General features: G+C 68.7%; 11 protein-coding genes. 7 read left to right on the forward strand and 4 right to left on the reverse strand.

The window, feature by feature from the left end; translation table 11 throughout:
• Window positions 1–20 precede the first annotated feature (20 nt).
• The 4 genes from ACFU5F_RS22510 to ACFU5F_RS22525 form a co-directional block, all read right to left on the reverse strand.
• The gene (locus tag ACFU5F_RS22510) at window positions 21–2,081 is read right to left on the reverse strand and encodes a beta-galactosidase (RefSeq protein WP_383890050.1); all 2,061 of its coding nucleotides are present in this window, start codon (window positions 2,079–2,081) and stop codon (window positions 21–23) included.
• A gap of 70 nt (window positions 2,082–2,151) precedes the next feature.
• Window positions 2,152–3,468: an ABC transporter substrate-binding protein gene (locus ACFU5F_RS22515; protein WP_383890053.1), complete on the reverse strand. Its 1,317-nt coding sequence runs from the start codon at window positions 3,466–3,468 to the stop codon at window positions 2,152–2,154.
• Between the two features lie 550 nt (window positions 3,469–4,018).
• Window positions 4,019–5,047: a LacI family DNA-binding transcriptional regulator gene (locus ACFU5F_RS22520; protein WP_383890056.1), complete on the reverse strand. Its 1,029-nt coding sequence runs from the start codon at window positions 5,045–5,047 to the stop codon at window positions 4,019–4,021.
• A gap of 264 nt (window positions 5,048–5,311) precedes the next feature.
• On the reverse strand, window positions 5,312–7,123 hold the full coding sequence (locus ACFU5F_RS22525) for an RICIN domain-containing protein (RefSeq protein ID WP_383890059.1): 1,812 nt from the start codon (window positions 7,121–7,123) through the stop codon (window positions 5,312–5,314).
• 471 nt (window positions 7,124–7,594) lie between these two features.
• Here ACFU5F_RS22525 and ACFU5F_RS22530 point away from each other — a divergent pair, with 471 nt between their 5' ends.
• From ACFU5F_RS22530 to ACFU5F_RS22560, 7 genes are all read left to right on the forward strand, one after another.
• Window positions 7,595–9,595, forward strand: a complete 2,001-nt coding sequence (locus ACFU5F_RS22530; RefSeq protein ID WP_383890061.1) for a DUF4978 domain-containing protein — start codon at window positions 7,595–7,597, stop codon at window positions 9,593–9,595.
• An 89-nt stretch (window positions 9,596–9,684) separates the two neighbouring features.
• Window positions 9,685–11,400: a substrate-binding domain-containing protein gene (locus tag ACFU5F_RS22535; protein WP_383890064.1), complete on the forward strand. Its 1,716-nt coding sequence runs from the start codon at window positions 9,685–9,687 to the stop codon at window positions 11,398–11,400.
• A gap of 272 nt (window positions 11,401–11,672) precedes the next feature.
• The gene (locus ACFU5F_RS22540; RefSeq protein ID WP_383890066.1) at window positions 11,673–12,800 is read left to right on the forward strand and encodes a Gfo/Idh/MocA family protein; all 1,128 of its coding nucleotides are present in this window, start codon (window positions 11,673–11,675) and stop codon (window positions 12,798–12,800) included.
• Window positions 12,793–13,716, forward strand: a complete 924-nt coding sequence (locus ACFU5F_RS22545; protein WP_383890069.1) for a PmoA family protein — start codon at window positions 12,793–12,795, stop codon at window positions 13,714–13,716. The genes ACFU5F_RS22540 and ACFU5F_RS22545 overlap by 8 nt, the downstream gene beginning before the upstream one ends.
• Window positions 13,713–14,456, forward strand: a complete 744-nt coding sequence (locus tag ACFU5F_RS22550) for a cupin domain-containing protein (RefSeq protein WP_383890071.1) — start codon at window positions 13,713–13,715, stop codon at window positions 14,454–14,456. The genes ACFU5F_RS22545 and ACFU5F_RS22550 overlap by 4 nt, the downstream gene beginning before the upstream one ends.
• Before the next feature lie 70 nt (window positions 14,457–14,526).
• Entirely contained in the window at window positions 14,527–16,017 is a 1,491-nt protein-coding gene (locus tag ACFU5F_RS22555; protein ID WP_383890074.1) for a family 43 glycosylhydrolase, read from the forward strand.
• Between the two features lie 215 nt (window positions 16,018–16,232).
• Window positions 16,233–16,415: a hypothetical protein gene (locus ACFU5F_RS22560; protein WP_383890077.1), complete on the forward strand. Its 183-nt coding sequence runs from the start codon at window positions 16,233–16,235 to the stop codon at window positions 16,413–16,415.
• Window positions 16,416–16,818: the final 403 nt, after the last annotated feature.

A 16,818-nucleotide genomic window follows, 5' to 3' on the forward strand; every position in this document is an offset into this window, starting at 1 on the left:
TTCTTGGTTCGGGTGCGGGTTCAGGAGTCGCTCGACGACGGCTCGGCGTGCTGCGATGCGGACAGCGGACTGCGCACGACGGCGACGTCCGCCGCGTCGAGGACGAGCGTCTGCCCGGCCTCCAGGCGGCGTCCGGTGATCAGGTCGGTTCCGCGGCGGTCGAGGGTGACGGTCGCCTTGTCCTGCCGGTGGTTCAGCAAGAACAGGTACACATCCGTGTCCGTCCGTCGCTCGGTGACCTCGACGCCTCGTGGTGCGGCGTGCACCGGTCGCACCCCGGCACGGTCCAGGACGTGCCGCACCAGGGCCTCGAGGGCGTCGTCGTCCAGACGTGTGCCGACGTACACGGCGCGGCCCTGGCCCAGTTCGTGCTCGGCCACCGCGGCTCTGCCGGCGAGATGCCCCTTTCCGTAGACGGCGAGCGGTCGGGCGGACTCGGTTTCGAGGTCGTCCTGCCATAGGGAAGCGGTCGCGAGAAAACCGGTCAGGGCGGTCTGTTCGGCTGCCGCCCGGACCGGCACCGTGGCCTCGGCGGGCAGCGGAGAGAACTCCTGCACGTGCGCGCCGATGACCTCGCGCAGGGCCCCCGGATATCCGCCTTCGACGATCCGGTCGTCCTCGTCGACGATCCCGGAGAAGTACGAGACGACGAGATGGCCGCCGTCCTCCACGAACCTGTGCACAGCCGCACTGTGCTGACGTGTCATCAGGTACTGGTTGGGGACGACCAGGACGCGGTAGGGCGACAGGTCGTCGTCGAGGGTGACGACGTCGACGGCGACCTGGCTGTTCCACAGGGCCCGGTAGTGCCGGGCGACGGTGTCCCGGTAGTCGAAGGCGTTGTCCGGGTGGGCGCAGCCTTCCACGGCCCACCAGTTCTGCCAGTCCCAGACGATGGCGACCTGGGCGCTGGTGCGCGCTGTGGCGATCTCGTCGATGGCCCGCAGTTCGTTGCCGAGGGCCTTGACCTCCTGCCAGGTCCGTGTCTTCTCTCCGCCGTGCGGGAGCATCGCGGAGTGGAACTTCTCCTGCCCCTGGCGTGAGGCCCGCCACTGGAAGAACATCACCGCGTCGGAGCCGTGGGCGACGGCCTGGTAGGAGCCCAGACGCATCCGGCCAGGCTGCTTGACCTGGTTGGTCTTCCACTGGCTCACCGCGCCGGCCGCCTGTTCCATCAGCATCCAGGGCTGCCCGCCGCGCAGGGTGCGCATCAGGTCGTACTGGAAGGCGGCGACGGTCGACGAGTGGGGCTTGCCGGGGTCGGGGTAGCAGTCGAAGGCGACGACGTCGAGTTCCTTCGCCCACCGGTGGCTGTCGGTCAGTCGGCACCCGAAGAAGTTGGTGGTCGCCGGCACATCGGGGGTGATCTGGTGGAGCAGGTCACGCTCCCGCGTGACCAGTTCCAGCAGGAGGTCGGAGGTGAAGCGGGAGAAGTCCAGCTCACGGGTGGGATTGACCCAGCCGCGCACGGGTCGGGGCAGGTGCACCTGGGACCAGTCGCCGTAGCGCTGGCTCCAGAACTCGGTGCCCCACCGGTGGTTGAGTTCGTCGAGGGTGCCGTAGCGCTGCCGCAGCCACTCGCGGAAGCGGTCGTCGCACAGGTCACAGAAGCAGTCGGAGTGGTACTCGTTGCCGATGTGCCACATGGCCAGTGCCGGATGGCTCCCGTACCGCCCGGCCAGCTCGGTGGCGATGCGCCGGCTGCGGTCCCGGTAGACCGGGGAGGAGGGGCAGAAGTGTCCTCGACTGCCGATGCCGTGCCGCACTCCCTGCCGGTCCACCGACAGGATCTCGGGAGAATCCGTGGCGAGCCACGGAGGTGGCGCGGCGTTCGGCGTCGCGAGGTTGACGTGGATGCCGTTCGCCCACAGCAGGTCCATGATCTCGTCGAGCCATGAGAAGTCGAACTCACCGTCGGCCGGCTCCAGCACGGCCCAGGAGAAGACGCCGAGGCTCACGAGTCGCACGCCCGCGGCTCGCATGAGCCGGACGTCCTCCTGCCACACCTCCCTCGGCCACTGCTCCGGGTTGTAGTCCCCGCCGTAGACGACTCCAGGCAGTCGACTGCGAAAGGTGTTCATGCGCGGATCGTTCGTGCGCGGATCGGACACAGCGGGGATTCCTTCCGGAAGCGCTACTACATGTGGCAGCTCAGAGCTGGGACTTGATCTCGGAGATGAACTTCTTGGCCGCCGCCTTCGGCGACAGACGGTCGAACAGCACGTCCTCGTTGAGGCGCTGGAAGATCTCCGGGACAGCAGGACCGGCCTCCGCGTTGGGGAGGTGCACCGCGGTCGGCTTCAGGGCGTTGGCACGGCGCAGGTAGTCGGCGATCCGCTTCTCCGCGGGGGACAACTCGGGCGTGATCGCCTTGAGCACGTCGGGGTTGACGGGAACACCGCGGTCGAACTTCCCGATCTTGCCGGCCTCGGGGGAGTTGACCAGGAAGTCGAGCAGCTGCGCGGCCTCCTTGGGGTGTTCCGTCCGTGCCGAGGCCCCGTAGAAGACGCCGGGCTTGGTGTAGGCGCCGACCTGGGCGGCACCGTCCTCGCCGGGGAAGAGCAGCAGCTTGGTCTCGCGCCCACTGGCGGCCTCCAGCGCGCCGAGCTGGGTGACGGACATCTCGGTCATGGCCGCCTTGTGCTGGGCGACCAGGTTCTGCTCGATGCCTGCTCCTGAGGCCAGGGCCTCGACCGCTGCCTCGGGGCTGGTCGTGCCACCGCTGTCACGCAGCTTGACGACCCACTCCCAGTAGCCGGTCATGGTCTTCTCGGTGAAACCTATTTCGCTGCCGTCCTCGGTCCAGTAGTCCTCACCGTGCTGCCGCAGCCACGGGCCCACCATGTTGGGGTAGAGAGGCATCACACTGCCGACCAGTTTCGCCTTCGACTCGGCGATGGCGGTGGCGGTCTTCACGTAGTCGTCCCACGACCACTTGGTGTCGTCCGGAATGGGCACACCGGCCTTCTTGAACGCCGCCGGATCCACGGCGACGCCGAACGCGCTGTCGCCGGCCGGGACGCCGTAGAGGCCGCCCTTCACGGTCGTCATCGACATCGAGTTCGGGGGCAGCTTGTCGGTGTTCAGCACGTCCTTGACCTTCTTCAGGTCCATCAGCTGCCCGTTGTCGATGTACGAGTACATGAACGGGTCCGTGATCTGCAGGACGTCGGGCATGTCACTGGCCGCGGCGCTGGTCGACAGCTTCTTCCAGTAGTCGTCCCAGTTGGAGTACTCGACCTGGACGCTGATGTTCGGGTGCTCCTTCTCGAACAGCGCGATCATCTGCTTGGTCTGCTCGTGCCGGACGTCCGACCCCCACCAGTTGAACCGGATGACGGTCTTGCCGCCGTCGCTGCCGGAGGAGTCCGCGGCGCAGCCCGCGGACAGGACGAGGGCGAAGACCGAACAGGTCATGCCGACCGCACGGAGTCGAGAGCGTCTGCTCGGACGGGACGAGTGGGTCATGGTGGGGCTCCTCTGCTGCCATCACTGGGCGGTGCGCCCAGACGGGGGAAACGTCGTCTCAGGAAGCCGGCGTGGGACGTCGGCTGTTTCGCCGCGTGGCGGCCAACTGCACAACTCGGCTGCTTTGCGGGCCGCGAAAGTTACTTGCGATCCGGCTGCCTGCAGCTGGCCTGGTTCATGGCGAACCCAGGTGGGCTGCAGCGGCTGTGGCAGGGGTTCTGTGAACGTACGCTGGAGCCTTGGTTCGGTGTGCCGAGCTGATCCGCGGGGTTGACCGCGAGCATCGCGCCGAGTCGAGGGCTGTGTGCGTCAGCAATAGTGAACGTTCACGTGGCGAGCGTAGTAACCGGCCACATCTCGGTCAAGAGGTCTCTGCATAACACTTGGGTACTTAGTGCGACTTCACCGGTTCCGGACCGGTACGGAAGCGGAACGCCACCGCGCGCGACCATGCCGGGGCAGTGTGTTCCGCGCGGTGCGGACGGGGGTTCGGGCGCGTATGTGCGCCCGGACGCCCGTTGTACGACGGCCGGTTGGTGGGGCCGACGGGCTACATGGTGTGGTTCGTCCTCGCCGGTCCGGACGACTCGCGCAGCACGAGGCGGCAGTCGAGGTCCAGATGCAGTTCCGGCTCGGCCTCCTCGCGGATGCGGGCGAGCAGGGCCCGCATGGCCCGGCGGCCCAGGGCCTCGCGGTCGAGATCCACGGTGGAGATGGACGGGTTGAAGTACGCGGTGAACTCCTGGTTGTCCCAGCCGAAGACACTCACGTCCTCAGGGACGCGCCACCCGCGGTCCTGGAAGCCACGGATCACGCCCATGGCGACGTCGTCGTTGGCAGCGAGGACCGCGGTGACACCGGAGTCCGCCGACAGGCCCTGGGCCGCGTCGTATCCGGACCGCACGGACCAGTCACCGTCGATGACGGCGTAGTTCTCCAGGCCCCGCTCGGCGACCGTCCGCAGATAGACCTCGCGTCGCTTGCGTGCCGACATCCAGTCCGTGCTGCCGGCGACATGGACGAAACGCCGATGGCCCAGGGAGACGAGGTGATCGATGATCATGGCGGCCGGCTCGCCGTCAGCCGTGATTCCGTGGGACCGCATCTGGTCGTCGTACTCACCTATGACGACGGTCGGAGTGTGGTCCAGCCCCAGCTTCTCCAGGTCGCCGATGGGGGTGAAGGTCAGCACTCCTTCGGCCTGACCGGAGTCGAGCAGGGCGCGGACGCGGTCGCCCCTGACCCGTTCGTCGCCTTCCAGGCCGACGATGTCCAGCAGGTAACCGGCCGCCTGTGCCTCGGCGGACGCTCCCCGAAGGATCTGCGAGGGCACGAAGGTCGTCATCGCCGGCAGGACCACGGTGACGCGGTTCGACTTGCGGGTTCGCATCGACCGCGCCACCAGGTTGGGCCGGTAGTCCAGCTCGGCCACGGCCTGTTCTATGCGGGCCACCGTCTGCGGCTTCATGCCACCGTTGCCCCGCAGGAAGCGCGAGACGGTCTGATGCGACACCCCCGCGTGCGCCGCGACGTCGAGGATGGTGGGACGCTTTCTGGACGGCGGCTTCGGCCGTTTCACGTCCCGCTCCGCTCTCTCCGGTCCCGTGTCCACGTCCACCGTGCCGCCCCCCGCCGCATCTCCACGCCCATCGGTACTGTACTGCCGAGTTCTCCATGGCAGGCCGGGCCCTTTCCTCTGGCCGTCTCGCCGGAGCCGACCGCATCGGCCGGTCGAGCCCGGCTGCCCCGCTGATCGTCCGGCCCGGCCGGCCGCATGGTCCCTGTCCGGACCGTGCGGCCGGCCGCCGAATCCGCCGTCACCCGGCGGCTCCCGTTCCTCATGTCAGACCTGCACGGTCCAGTGCTGGTTCGTGTGCGACTCGTCGTTCCAGCAGGTGTACTGCAGCAGCCGGGCGCCGTCCGTCGCGAGGGCCCGGTCCACGTCGAGGCACTTGCCGGAGTGACGGGCGATGATCTCGACATAGCCGGTGCCGGTCTCGCTCAGCCGCCACTGCTGGCTGGTGCGGCCGTCGCAGGTCTGCTGGACGATCGCGGCCGTGTTCGCCGTGGAGGAGCCGGCCACGTCCAGGCACAGTCCCGAGTGCCGGGAGAAGATCTGGTAGTAGCCCCCGCCGACGTCGTGCAACTGCCACCGCTGATCGTCACCGCCCGAGCAGCCGGCCTGTTCGATCGCGGCGCCGGCCGTGGTCGAGGAGCCGACCGCCTCGGCGCACTTGCCGGAGTGCCGCGCCTCGATCGTCGTCGTGTCGGCCAGCCGGGACAGTTCCGACGAGAGCACGGGGACGTAGAAGTCGGTGATACCGGCGATGTTCGGATGCGTGCCGCTGCCGCCGCTGCCCGGGTAACCGCCCACGAGTCCGTCGAAGGTGTACGCCACCCTCTGGGCGTCGACGCGCGTGTCGAGCGTCGCGTCCCCGAAGACGTCGGCCACCGCCACGCCCCACTTCTGGGCGGTCTGCAACTGCACCTGGCGCAGGGCGAGCTGGGTGTCCCAGTCGCGCGAGCCCATCTTGTGGGCGGCCACGTAGACGAGCTGGGCGGTCGGCCACTTCTGCCGCATGGTGTGGATGGTGGTTTCGAGTGCCCCGGCGTAGGTGCCGGGGTCGAGGGTGGCGGGGTCCTGGGAGCCGCTGACGGTGCCGACCTCGTAGGTGTGCGAGTCGTGGATCTCCATCGCGTCGTTCGTGCCGCCGTCGAAGACGACGAAGTCGGGCGCCTGCGAGCTGGCCGACTTCACCTGGTTCAGGATCTGTCCACCGATGGCGGTGGGCGCCGGTCCCACGGTCGCGCCGTTGCGGGCGTACTTCGTCAGCGTCATGCCCTCGCGTTCGGCGACGAAGTTCACGAAGCTGCGCGCGTACTGGTGCCCGTAGACGATGCTGTCACCGAAGGCGTAGACGGACGAGCCGGTGAGGGAGCCGTAGGCGGGGTTCGCGGGGCGGGTCAGGCGGACGTTGTCGATCGACTGCACACCGGTGCCGTAGTAGTTGCAGGCGACGAGCTTCGCCAGGTTCTGTCCCGTGATGCTCTTCGTGGTGGAGACCAGCACCTTCGGCGCGGCTTCCTTGCTGGTGACCGTGTACTGGACCTTGCCGAGGGTGAAGTCCATGTGCAGATCGACCGTGTACCACTTGGCCCGGTCGAAGCTGATCTTGGTCCAGGTGGGATTGAGCGAGTCCGGGGCGGAGGTGGAGTCCGCGTCCGGACCGGTCGCGGCGTGGCGGAACTCCGCGCTGGTCGCGGCCATGCCGAAGACCAGGCGTCCGGCGCTGTCGCGCAGTTCCAGACCGGTCTTCATCCCGGTGCTGCTGATGGCCGTCTTCCAGTCGAACCGCAGGTCGAGCGTCTTCTCCTGGGTGATCGACGACGAGAACGGCCGCACGGACGTCGTGTAGTTGCCCATGCCCTTCGTGACGTCCAGTACGCCGTTTCCTATGGCGGCCCCGACCGGGAAACCGAAGTTCGCGGGGGTCGTCTGAGCGTCGAAGGTCTCGTCGATCAACGTCGCGCCCGGGGTTTCGGCGGCGGTGGCGGCCGGAGCCGTGAGGAAGGTGCCGAGGAGCAGGATGCCGGCGGCCAGGGAGCCGGCCCATCTTCGGGGCCGACGGCCCGTTCTGCGCATGACCGTATACACGTGATCTCCCTTGATCTCTGGTGATACCGACCGGTGCCCGGCGGGGAGGAAGGGGGCCCGGCCGCGACTCGGCCCGAGGGCCGCACAGAAAAGCCACGAAGTACCGGGAAGGACGAGGTGTCCGAGAGCAGCAGGGGCAACATAGTGATCGTTCACCTGAGCGGTCAAGATGTCTGCGGGTGATCGTTCACTACATGGGGGTCCCACCGGTACGACCTGAGCCGACCGGCCCTGGACTGCGAAGCAACTCTCCCCGTTCACACCATTGACACACAAGCGTTTCAGCCAGTCTTATGTGCGCCATCGTTGGTTTCGGCCGCCATCTGATCGCCAGGGCCTCGCCATCGCCTGTCGGCTCGATCACGCCGCGCCCGACCCCCCTGCCTCGAAGGTTCCTGACGGGCACCGTCGAACCCTCAATCGTGATCGTTCACTATCCGGCAGAAGTTCACCTGACACGGAGGTAGTGCAATGAAGTCGAACACCGGCCCTTGGTCGCGCCGCAGATTCCTCGCCACGAGCGGGGCGGCAGCCCTCGGGGGCATGGCGCTGAACCTCGTCGGCGGCCTCCCGCGGGCTGCCGCGGCCGGCGGCGTGGTGTCCCACGTCGACACATCGAAGTCCACGTACGACAAGATCACCCTGATGGTCGACGGGAAGCCCTTCTTCCACAGTGGCGTCCAGTTCCGGTACGAGAAGCACAAGTACACGTTCGGCTGGACGGACGCCCAGCTGAAGCCTGCGCTCGGGATGATCCGCGACGACGGGTTCACCGTGGTGAACATCCCGATCTGGTGGTCGAAGGTGGAGACCTCGAAGGACGTTTTCGACTTCACCGACATCGACCGGTACCTGGCCTGGTGCGGGGAGTTCGGCCTCAAGCTGGAGCTCCTGTGGTTCGGCCACGAATCGACCGGTTCGTCCCTGGCGGCCCGGATGCCGGCCTACGTGATGAACGACTACCAGGCCGTGGTGAGGTCCGACGGCACCAAGCTGACCCTGAACGGCAACCCTCTCCTGGACAAGACCGACCCGAACCTGCTCGCCAGGGAGAAGTTCGTACTCGGCCGGCTCATGACCCACCTCGCGTCCGCCGACACCGCTCACACGGTCGTCGGCATCCAGGTGCTGAACGAACCGAACGTGTCGAAGCAGCAAGGCGGCCAGTCCATCGACCGGAGCTACAGCACCTACAGCACCGGCCGCTGGAACAGCGGCGGGTACACCGACGCGACGAAGTTCCGCAAGGATGTGCTGCTGAACTATCTGACCCAGCTGGGACAGGTGATCAAGCAGTCGGATCACTCGGTGTACACCCGGACCAATATCGCCGGCAGCGGGGACACCGTGCCGGTCGCCGAGAACGAGGTCCTCAGGGCCCAGGGGACGGCGACCATCGACTTCTTCGGGAAGGACCCGTACACCACGGGCCTCGACACGCTCTACAACTACGGGAGGGACGCCGTCTGGGCCCAGGGGAAGAACTTCCCCATGATCATGGAGAACTTCGGAGGAACCCCGGCGGCGGACGTCGAGAAGTTCAACGGCATCGCCGGCAACACCGCCTTCAATCTGTACGCCGCCCTGGACCCGGACTCCAGCACGGGCAGCAGCAACCACGGCCTGTACGACTTCAACCCCACCACCAAGGTGGTCACCCGCAAGGCCGTCTCGGACAAGGTCGCCCGACTCAACCACGTGCTGAACAAGATCCACCGGGACCTCGCCAGCAAGCTTCCGGTGGAACGCGGCGGAACCGACCTGCAGACATTCAACCGGAGCGCGACCGCCAGCGTCACCGCCACCAAGCCCGTGGGCGGCGTCAACATCACGTTTACGACATCGAGCGGTGCGCAGGCGTTCGGCGTCAGGCGCGGTGCGGCCGAGTTCGCTTTCACCACCACGACCCAGGCCACGTTCACACTGCCGGGAACCATCGGCGTCGTACGGTCCGTCGAAACCGGCCGGTACGACGTGAACGACAACTGGGTGAAGTCCGGCACCAAGGCGTACAGCACCGTGTCCGGGGACACCGTCGTCGCGCTGGCGGCCGGCGAGTGCGTGCGGGTCGCCTACCTCGTCAGCGGCGCGCGGTACAAGCTGAGGAACACGTCCTCGGGCAAGTACCTCGACACCGATGCGGACGGTGCGGTCATCCTCTCGTCCGCGACCGTCTACGACGACCAGGACTGGATCGTCGCCAAGGACTCGTCAGGGTCCTGGACCATGAGGAACGCGCGAACGGGACGCTTCTACCTGGAAGCCGCCGCCACCGACAACAACGTCATATGGAACACCGGCACTGTCGCGGACGCCTCGCTCTGGAACCTGGAAGGGGTTGCGGCAGGCGGGCTCCGCGTCAGGAACACCCACACCGGGAGGGCCTACCTGTACGGGAACTCCGCGGGTGAGGCGAAGTGGAACACCGGAACGCAGGACGCGAACACGGTCTGGGAGTTCCAGCCGAGGTAGCCGCCCCCGCCGTCCCTTCCCCGCGAGGCCGGAAAGGCGGTCCACGCGGGGAAGAGGACGGCGCAGGGTGCCCGTGTAATGATTGCTGCATGACTCAGGCCGACGTGTTGCGGGCTCTGGACGCCAGGGCCGCCGGCCAGTGGGGTCTGGTGACCACCGCGCAGGCGAAGCTGGACGGCGTGCAGGGCGTCCAGCTCCTGCGGCTGGAGCGGTCCGGGGAGCTGGAGAGTGTGGGCCACGGGGTGTACCGCCTGGCCGCCTCTCCCCAGCCGGAGCACCTCAGGATCAAGGTGGCGTGGCTGCGGCTGGATCCCGGGACCCCGGCGCGGGACCGCCGTACGGACGGCTCCGGGGCGGGCGTCGTCTCCCACACCTCCGCGTGCGCGGTGCACGGCCTGGGCGGCCGGTCCGCCGACTTCGTGGAGCTGACGGTCTCGTCCCGCCGTACCACTCGTGACGAGACCGTCGTGCTGCACCGCGCCACCATGGACGCCGGGGACATCACCGTCGTCGACGGGCTGCCCGTGACCACCGTGCCGCGTACCGTCGTCGACCTGCTCCAAGCCCGTGCCGACGCGGCCCGTACGGGCACGTTCGTCGCCGAAGCCGCCGCCCGTGGCTTCGTGCGCGTCGACGACCTCGCGCCACGGGTCGCGGGCTTCGCCGGTGCCTACGGACTACCCGCGGACGCGTCCGGCGCGGAGCTGCTGGAGTTTTTGTGCGAGCAGGCGGGGCGCCCTCTGCGGGCACGGAAGGCCGGTCGGCCCGCCGCGAAGGCCGCCGGTCCGGGGGCGGCCTCCACCCCGGAGAGGAAGCGGCCCACCATATGGGAGGTCGCCAAACGGGCCGGCGTGTCGCACCAGACCGTGTCCCGGTTCCTGAAGAACGACAGCGGCATGAAGCCGGCGACGCGAGCGAGCATCGAGCGGGCCGTCGCCGAGCTGGACTACCGGCCCAACCTCATGGCGCGATCGATGCGCACCCAGCGGTCCCACCGGATCACCATCGTGCTGCCCGAGTTGAGCGGCTTCGTTCCGATTCCCCTGCTGAGGGGCGCCTCGTCCGCGGCGCACGCGGCCGGGTACGTGACCGACGTCGTCGGGCTGGAGGGCGGCGAGTCTCGGCGCGCCCGCAGCGTGCTGTCCCTGCTGGAGGCCCGGCAGGCGGACGGGGTGCTGTCGCTGGTGCCGCTGGGGGCCCTGGCCGGCGGCCGGGGCGCCGGCCAGTGGCCCGTGGTGGTGCTGGGCGAGTACGACGACAAACTCCAGTCCCGGGGACGGTTGGCCGACGGACGGCCCGCCGAGGAGATCCTGCGTCACCTCGCGGACCAGGGACACCGCCGGTTCCTCCACGTCGCCGGCTCGCAGGACTGGGCCTCGGCACGCAACCGGCGGGCGGTCTACGTGGAGGCGGTCGAGCGACTGGGCCTGGAGTCCTACGGCGTCGTCGACGGGGACTGGTCCGTGCGCTCCGGCTACGAGGCCGCGCGGGACCTGCCCGCCGATTCCGGCGTGACGGCCGTGCTGGCCGCCAACGACTACGTCGCACTGGGCGTGCTGCGCGGCTTCCAGGACCGCGGAACGCGGGTGCCCGAGGAGATGAGCGTCTTCGGCTGGGACGACGAGGAGTTCACCCGGTACTTCTCGCCGAGCATCTCGACGGTGCACATCAACAAGGAGGAGGTCGGCCGGCAGTCGATGCTGTCGCTGCTCGCTCTCCTGCGCGGCGAGCCCGAGCCGAAGTCCGAGGTGACGGATCTGTTCCACCTCGTGCCGCGAGGGTCGAGCGGCCCGGTCAACCGCTGAGTCCGGTCGGCGTTCCCGGTAGTGCGTCACGCAAAATGTGAACGATCACTACGCAACTCTTGACCACGAAGGTGACCGTTCACTACGTTCGGGCTGCCGCCCTGTTCGTATCGGCGAGAGCCCAGTTCGTCCGACAGAGCCGTTCCCCTCGACCGCACGGTCACGCGTGCACGCCTTGGGCTGAGCAGGTCGAACCGACCTTCTTCGTCAGCGGTTGACGAACCCCCCGGTGCCGCGCCCAGGCACCGCCCGAGCTTCCACGAAAGAGCCACATGACTGAGTACAGCCAGCCCGCGAGGGTGGCGATCGTCGGTGCCGGCAACATCGCCGACGGCTGCCACATGCCCGCCGTCCAGGCCCAGAGCGGCGAGGCGACCGTCATCGCCGTGGTCGACGTCGACCTGCGGCGCGCCGAGGCGTTCGCCGCCCGCTGGGGCATTCCCGCCTCCTACGACAGCCTCGACCGGATGCTCCAGGAGCAGCACCCGGACCTGGTCGTCGTCTGCACGCCCCCGATCGCCCACGGCGAGGCCATCACAGCCTGCCTGGACGCCGGCGCGTCGGTGTGGTGCGAGAAGCCTCCCACCCTCTCGGTGGCCGAGTACGACGCCGTCGCCGCCCACGAGCGCGAGGGCGGCCCGTACGTCTCCTACGTCTTCCAGCACCGGTTCGGGACCGCCGCCCGTGCCCTGCGGGAGCACATCCGCACCGGCAGCCTCGGCGCTCCTCTGGTCGGTGTCTGCCACACCCTGTGGTACCGGGACGACGCCTACTTCGACGTCCCGTGGCGCGGCAAGTGGGAGACCGAGGGCGGCGGGCCCACCATGGGCCATGGCATCCACCAGATGGACCTCATGCTGTCCCTGATGGGCGAATGGACCGAAGTCCGCGCCGCCATGGGCACGTTGGCCCGCGACGTGGAGACCGAGGACGTCTCCATGGCGATGGTCCGCTTCGCCAGTGGCGCCATGGTGTCCATGGTCAACAGCCTCCTCTCCCCCCGCGAGACCAGCTACCTGCGCTTCGACTTCCCCGAGGCCACCGTCGAGCTGTCCCACCTCTACGGCTACGACAACTCCCACTGGACGTGGACCCCCGCACCACACCGGGCCAAGGCAACGCCCGCCGAGCTCGGGGCACCGCTCGACGACGAGGCCAGTTCGCACGCCGCGCAACTGCGCCTGCTGCTGCGCTCCCTGCGCGCCGGGCAACGCCCCGAAGCCAGTGGTGATGACGGCCGCCGCGTCCTGGCCTTCATCGCCGCCCTGTACCAGTCGGCGACGACCGGACGTCCCATCACCCCGGACATGGTCACGCCGGACAACCCCTTCTACCACTCCATGAGCGGTCGCCTCGCGGCCGCCCAGGACAACGCCCACAAGGAGAAGACCGGTGTCTGACAGCCACTTCCGGATCGACTACGACGACGCCGGGACCGAGTTCGTGGTGTCGGCCGCGGGCACGGACCTCGCCACGTACGTCTACCGGCCGGACAGTCCTCTCGAGGAATCCCCCAAGCCGTATCTCTACCCGTTGAAGACCCTGTCCGGTGCGCCCGTGGGTGTCTACCGGCCCTGGGACCATCGCTGGCACAAGGGCCTGCAGATGACCTGGTCGCATCTGTCCGGCGACAACTTCTGGGGTGGGCCCACCTTCGAACAGGGCGCGCCCGGCCATGGCTACGTCTGGCACGAGAACCACGGCCAGCAGGTGCACCGCGCCTTCGACCGGCAGGACGACAGCGGCAGCGAGGTGTCGGTCGTCCAGGGCCTGGACTGGTTCGCCTCCGGTGACGAGGTGTGGATCGACGAGACCCGCACCCTGCGCTTCCACAGCGCCGACACCGGCGACGGTGTCTGGGCGCTGGACTTCACCGCCGCCCTGACCAACGTGCACCACGAGCCCCTGGAACTGGGCAGCCCCACCACGCACGGTCGCCCCAACGCCGGCTACACAGGACTGTTCTGGCGCGGGCCCCGGGCATGGACCGGCGCGGACGTCATCGCCGACGGGGGTCATGAAGGCGACGCCGTCATGGGCACCCAGGGCGCCTGGGCGGCCATCACCGGCGAGCACGACGAGATCGACGGCGGTGCCACGGTCCTCGCCTACGCCGGCACCACCACGGCCGCCGTCCCGCTGAAGTGGTTCGCCCGCAGCAGTGCCTTCGCCTGCCTCAACCCGTCGCCCGCCTTCGACACCGAGATCAAGCTCGAGCCCGGTGAGACCCTGTCCCTGAGCCACCGCTTCGTGTTCATCGACCGCATGGTGGACCGCCGTGAACTCGAGCCGATCGCCCAGAGGTTCACGCCGTGACCGGCCTGCCCGACTTTCCCGGAGCCGTGGGACTGAGCCAGCTCGAGGTGTACCCCTGGCCCACGGCGGACGACGAACACGGCGGCTCGCCCCACATGCACCTCGTCTGCTCGGAGTGCTACGTCGTCGTCAGCGGCCACGGCCGGCTGGAGACCCTCGACTACAAGGGACACACGACGACCGAGCTGCACCCCGGAGACACGGTCTGGTTCACCCCTGGCACGATCCACCGCGCCATCAACGACGAAGACCTGCGCGTGATCGTCGTCATGCAGAACAGCGGCCTTCCTGAGGCGGGCGACGCAGTCATGACCTTCCCGCCCGCGCACCTCTCCCCCGATACCTATCCGGACGCGGCCTCGCTCCTCGACGCCGACGGGGCCCCCGACCCCGAGCGCGCCCAGGCACGCAGGGACCTGGCCATCGAGGGGTTCAGGGAGCTGACGCACCAGTGGCGGCGCGGCAACCGCTCGGCCTACGAGGACTTCTGCGCGGCAGCCGTGCGACTCGTCCGGCCGCGCCTGGACGCCTGGGAGAAGACAGTCGACGACGGTGCGCTGGCCGCCGCACAGGCGGCACTGCGGCAGATCGATTCGCTGCGCAACGGCGACTTCAACCACCTGTACAAAGCGACCGTCTCACGTATCGCCCAACCGCCCCGGCAGACCCTGGGCATGTGCGGCTTCCTGCGCGCCTACGACCCGGCTCGCCGGGCCGGTACATCGGCCGAGCCTCAGTGACGCCCCACCGCCCGAACACGTCCGAACAGGTGCTGATCAGCCCGGGTTCGAACCAAGGAGAGTGTTTCGCATGAGTTCGCTGCTGCCGGAAGGCGGTAGGAGCGCCGACGCGGCCACCGCCCCGGTCTTGTCAGGGATGTATCCCGATCCATCGGTGTGCCGAGTGGGCGAGGACTACTTCCTGGCGAATTCGTCGTTCGAGTACAGCCCCGGCGTCCCGGTCTGGCAATCCCGGGACCTGGTGTCGTGGCGTCAGATCGGCAACGCCCTGACGAGGGACGATCAGTTCCCCGCAGGCCGGTCGCCGTCGAGTCGCGGCATCTACGCTCCGACGCTGCGCCATCACGGGGGACGGTTCTGGCTGACCACCACGAACATCGACGATGCTCGCGGTGGTCATCAGGTCCACCACGCGACCGACCCGACCGGGCCGTGGTCGGCGCCGGTGTGCCTGACCGAACTCGACGGCATCGACCCGGACCTGGTCTGGGACGACGAGGGAACGTGCCTGGTCACCTACTGCTCGTGGTCCGAGACCGAGATCGGCATCAGGCAGGTAGCGGTCGATCTGGAGCAGGGCGTGGTCCTCGAGCGGCCGCGATGGATCTGGCACGGCACCGGCCTGGCCCATTCCGAGGGGCCGCACCTTTACCGGCGCGGCGACTGGTGGTACCTGGTCATCGCCGAAGGCGGCACCGACCGGGGCCATGTGGTGTCGGTCGCACGCTCACGCAGTCCCCGCGGGCCGTTCGAGGCAGCCCCGCACAATCCGGTCTTCAGCCACCGCAGCACGGCTCATCCCGTCCAGAACGTCGGTCATGCCGATCTGGTGGAGCGCCCCGACGGGACGTGGGCGGCGGTGTATCTCGGGACACGACCGCGCGGCCGCAGTCCGCGCTTCCACGTCAACGGGCGTGAGACGTTCCTCGCCGACGTCTCCTGGGTGGAGGACTGGCCACACTTCGAGCCGGCGAGCGCAGGCGTCCCCACCGGGCAGCGGGACTTCGAGGACGACTTCTCCGCACCCGAACCGCATCTCAGGTGGGTCTCGCCAGGGGAGCGTCCCGACCGGTTCGTGCGCAGCGTGCCGGAAGGGGTGGTCGTGCGTCACACGCCGAGCGAGACCGGCGAGCCTTCGGGCCTGTTCACCCGGGTCGGCGGAGACCACTGGGAGGCCGACTTCCTCGTCGATCCAGGGGAGGGTGCGTTCACCGTCGCGCTACGGCTCGACGGTGCTCATTGGTACGGGCTGCGCGTCGCCGACGGCGAAGTCACCGCCGTCGCACGGATCGGACAGATCCAGACGACCCTCGGCTCCGGCCCGCTGCCCGACTCCCCTGTCAGCCTCCGCATCCGCTCCACGGCGCCGACCTGGAACGGACCGGACGACATCGAACTGGGCATCGGTGACAGAACCGGCACCGATGTCCTCGCCCGCCTGGACGGACGCTATCTCTCCACCGAAGTGGCGGGCGGGTTCACCGGGCGCTTGGTCGGCCTGTGGACCGAGTCTCGGGAGGTCCTCGTCCGCCGGGTCCGGTACACCGAACAGCGCGTGTGACACCGTCCCGTGACGGACTCACTCCATCCCCGAGGCTCTGCCTCACGATGCGCTTTCCTGCTTGGCGTCCGGAACCCACATGGCCCAGGCACCCATGGCGTCGAGGACGTCGCGCAGCCCTCCGCGGGCATGGCGTTCAGCCGTCGGCGGGTGCCTCCCCGCACGGCTTCCACCAGAACGACTTTCGGGGAGCTGACCGTCCCGGTCCCGTGTGCATGGACAGTTCAGTCGACGTCGCGGCGGGCGCCGGGGTGCTCGTTCCGTGCGTCGACGGCAATCAGCGGGTCCAGCGTCCTGTGTGCCGGGAAGGCGCGTTCCGGCATGGGGAGTTGTCGTCGGCCAAGGAGCCGGCGGCCAACCCCGCCCAGGAGAGAGCGACCCGGCACACGACGGGCTGAGCCCGCCGCCACGGTCGTGGGCGCGGCGGGTTCGTCAGGACAGGCAAGCGATGCGGCGTCGCGGAGCGCATCCGCGTGTACGCGCGTCGCCCCGAGTAGTTCCAGAACCTCGGTGACGTTGCGCCGGGTCGATTCCGTCCAGGTCGCCTCCAATTCGTCGTAGTGGCGAGTCGTCACGAAGGGCGACGGCCGGCACCTCGCTCTTGCCCGACCCGGCGTTGAGGAACAGCACCTCGACGACCACCACATTGACGATGACGAACGCCCACATCGCCCAACGCGCCGCGTCCCCCGCAAGTACGGTGCCAAGGATGGCTGTTCGCTCCCGTCACCTCCAAGTACACCGGTGTGACACACCGGGGCACTGTCGGGGCTCCTTCGCCTGCGCGCGGAGATCCCGCCT

The sequence above is a fragment of the Streptomyces sp. NPDC057438 genome, assembly GCF_042802995.1.
Lineage (GTDB): Bacteria > Actinomycetota > Actinomycetes > Streptomycetales > Streptomycetaceae > Streptomyces.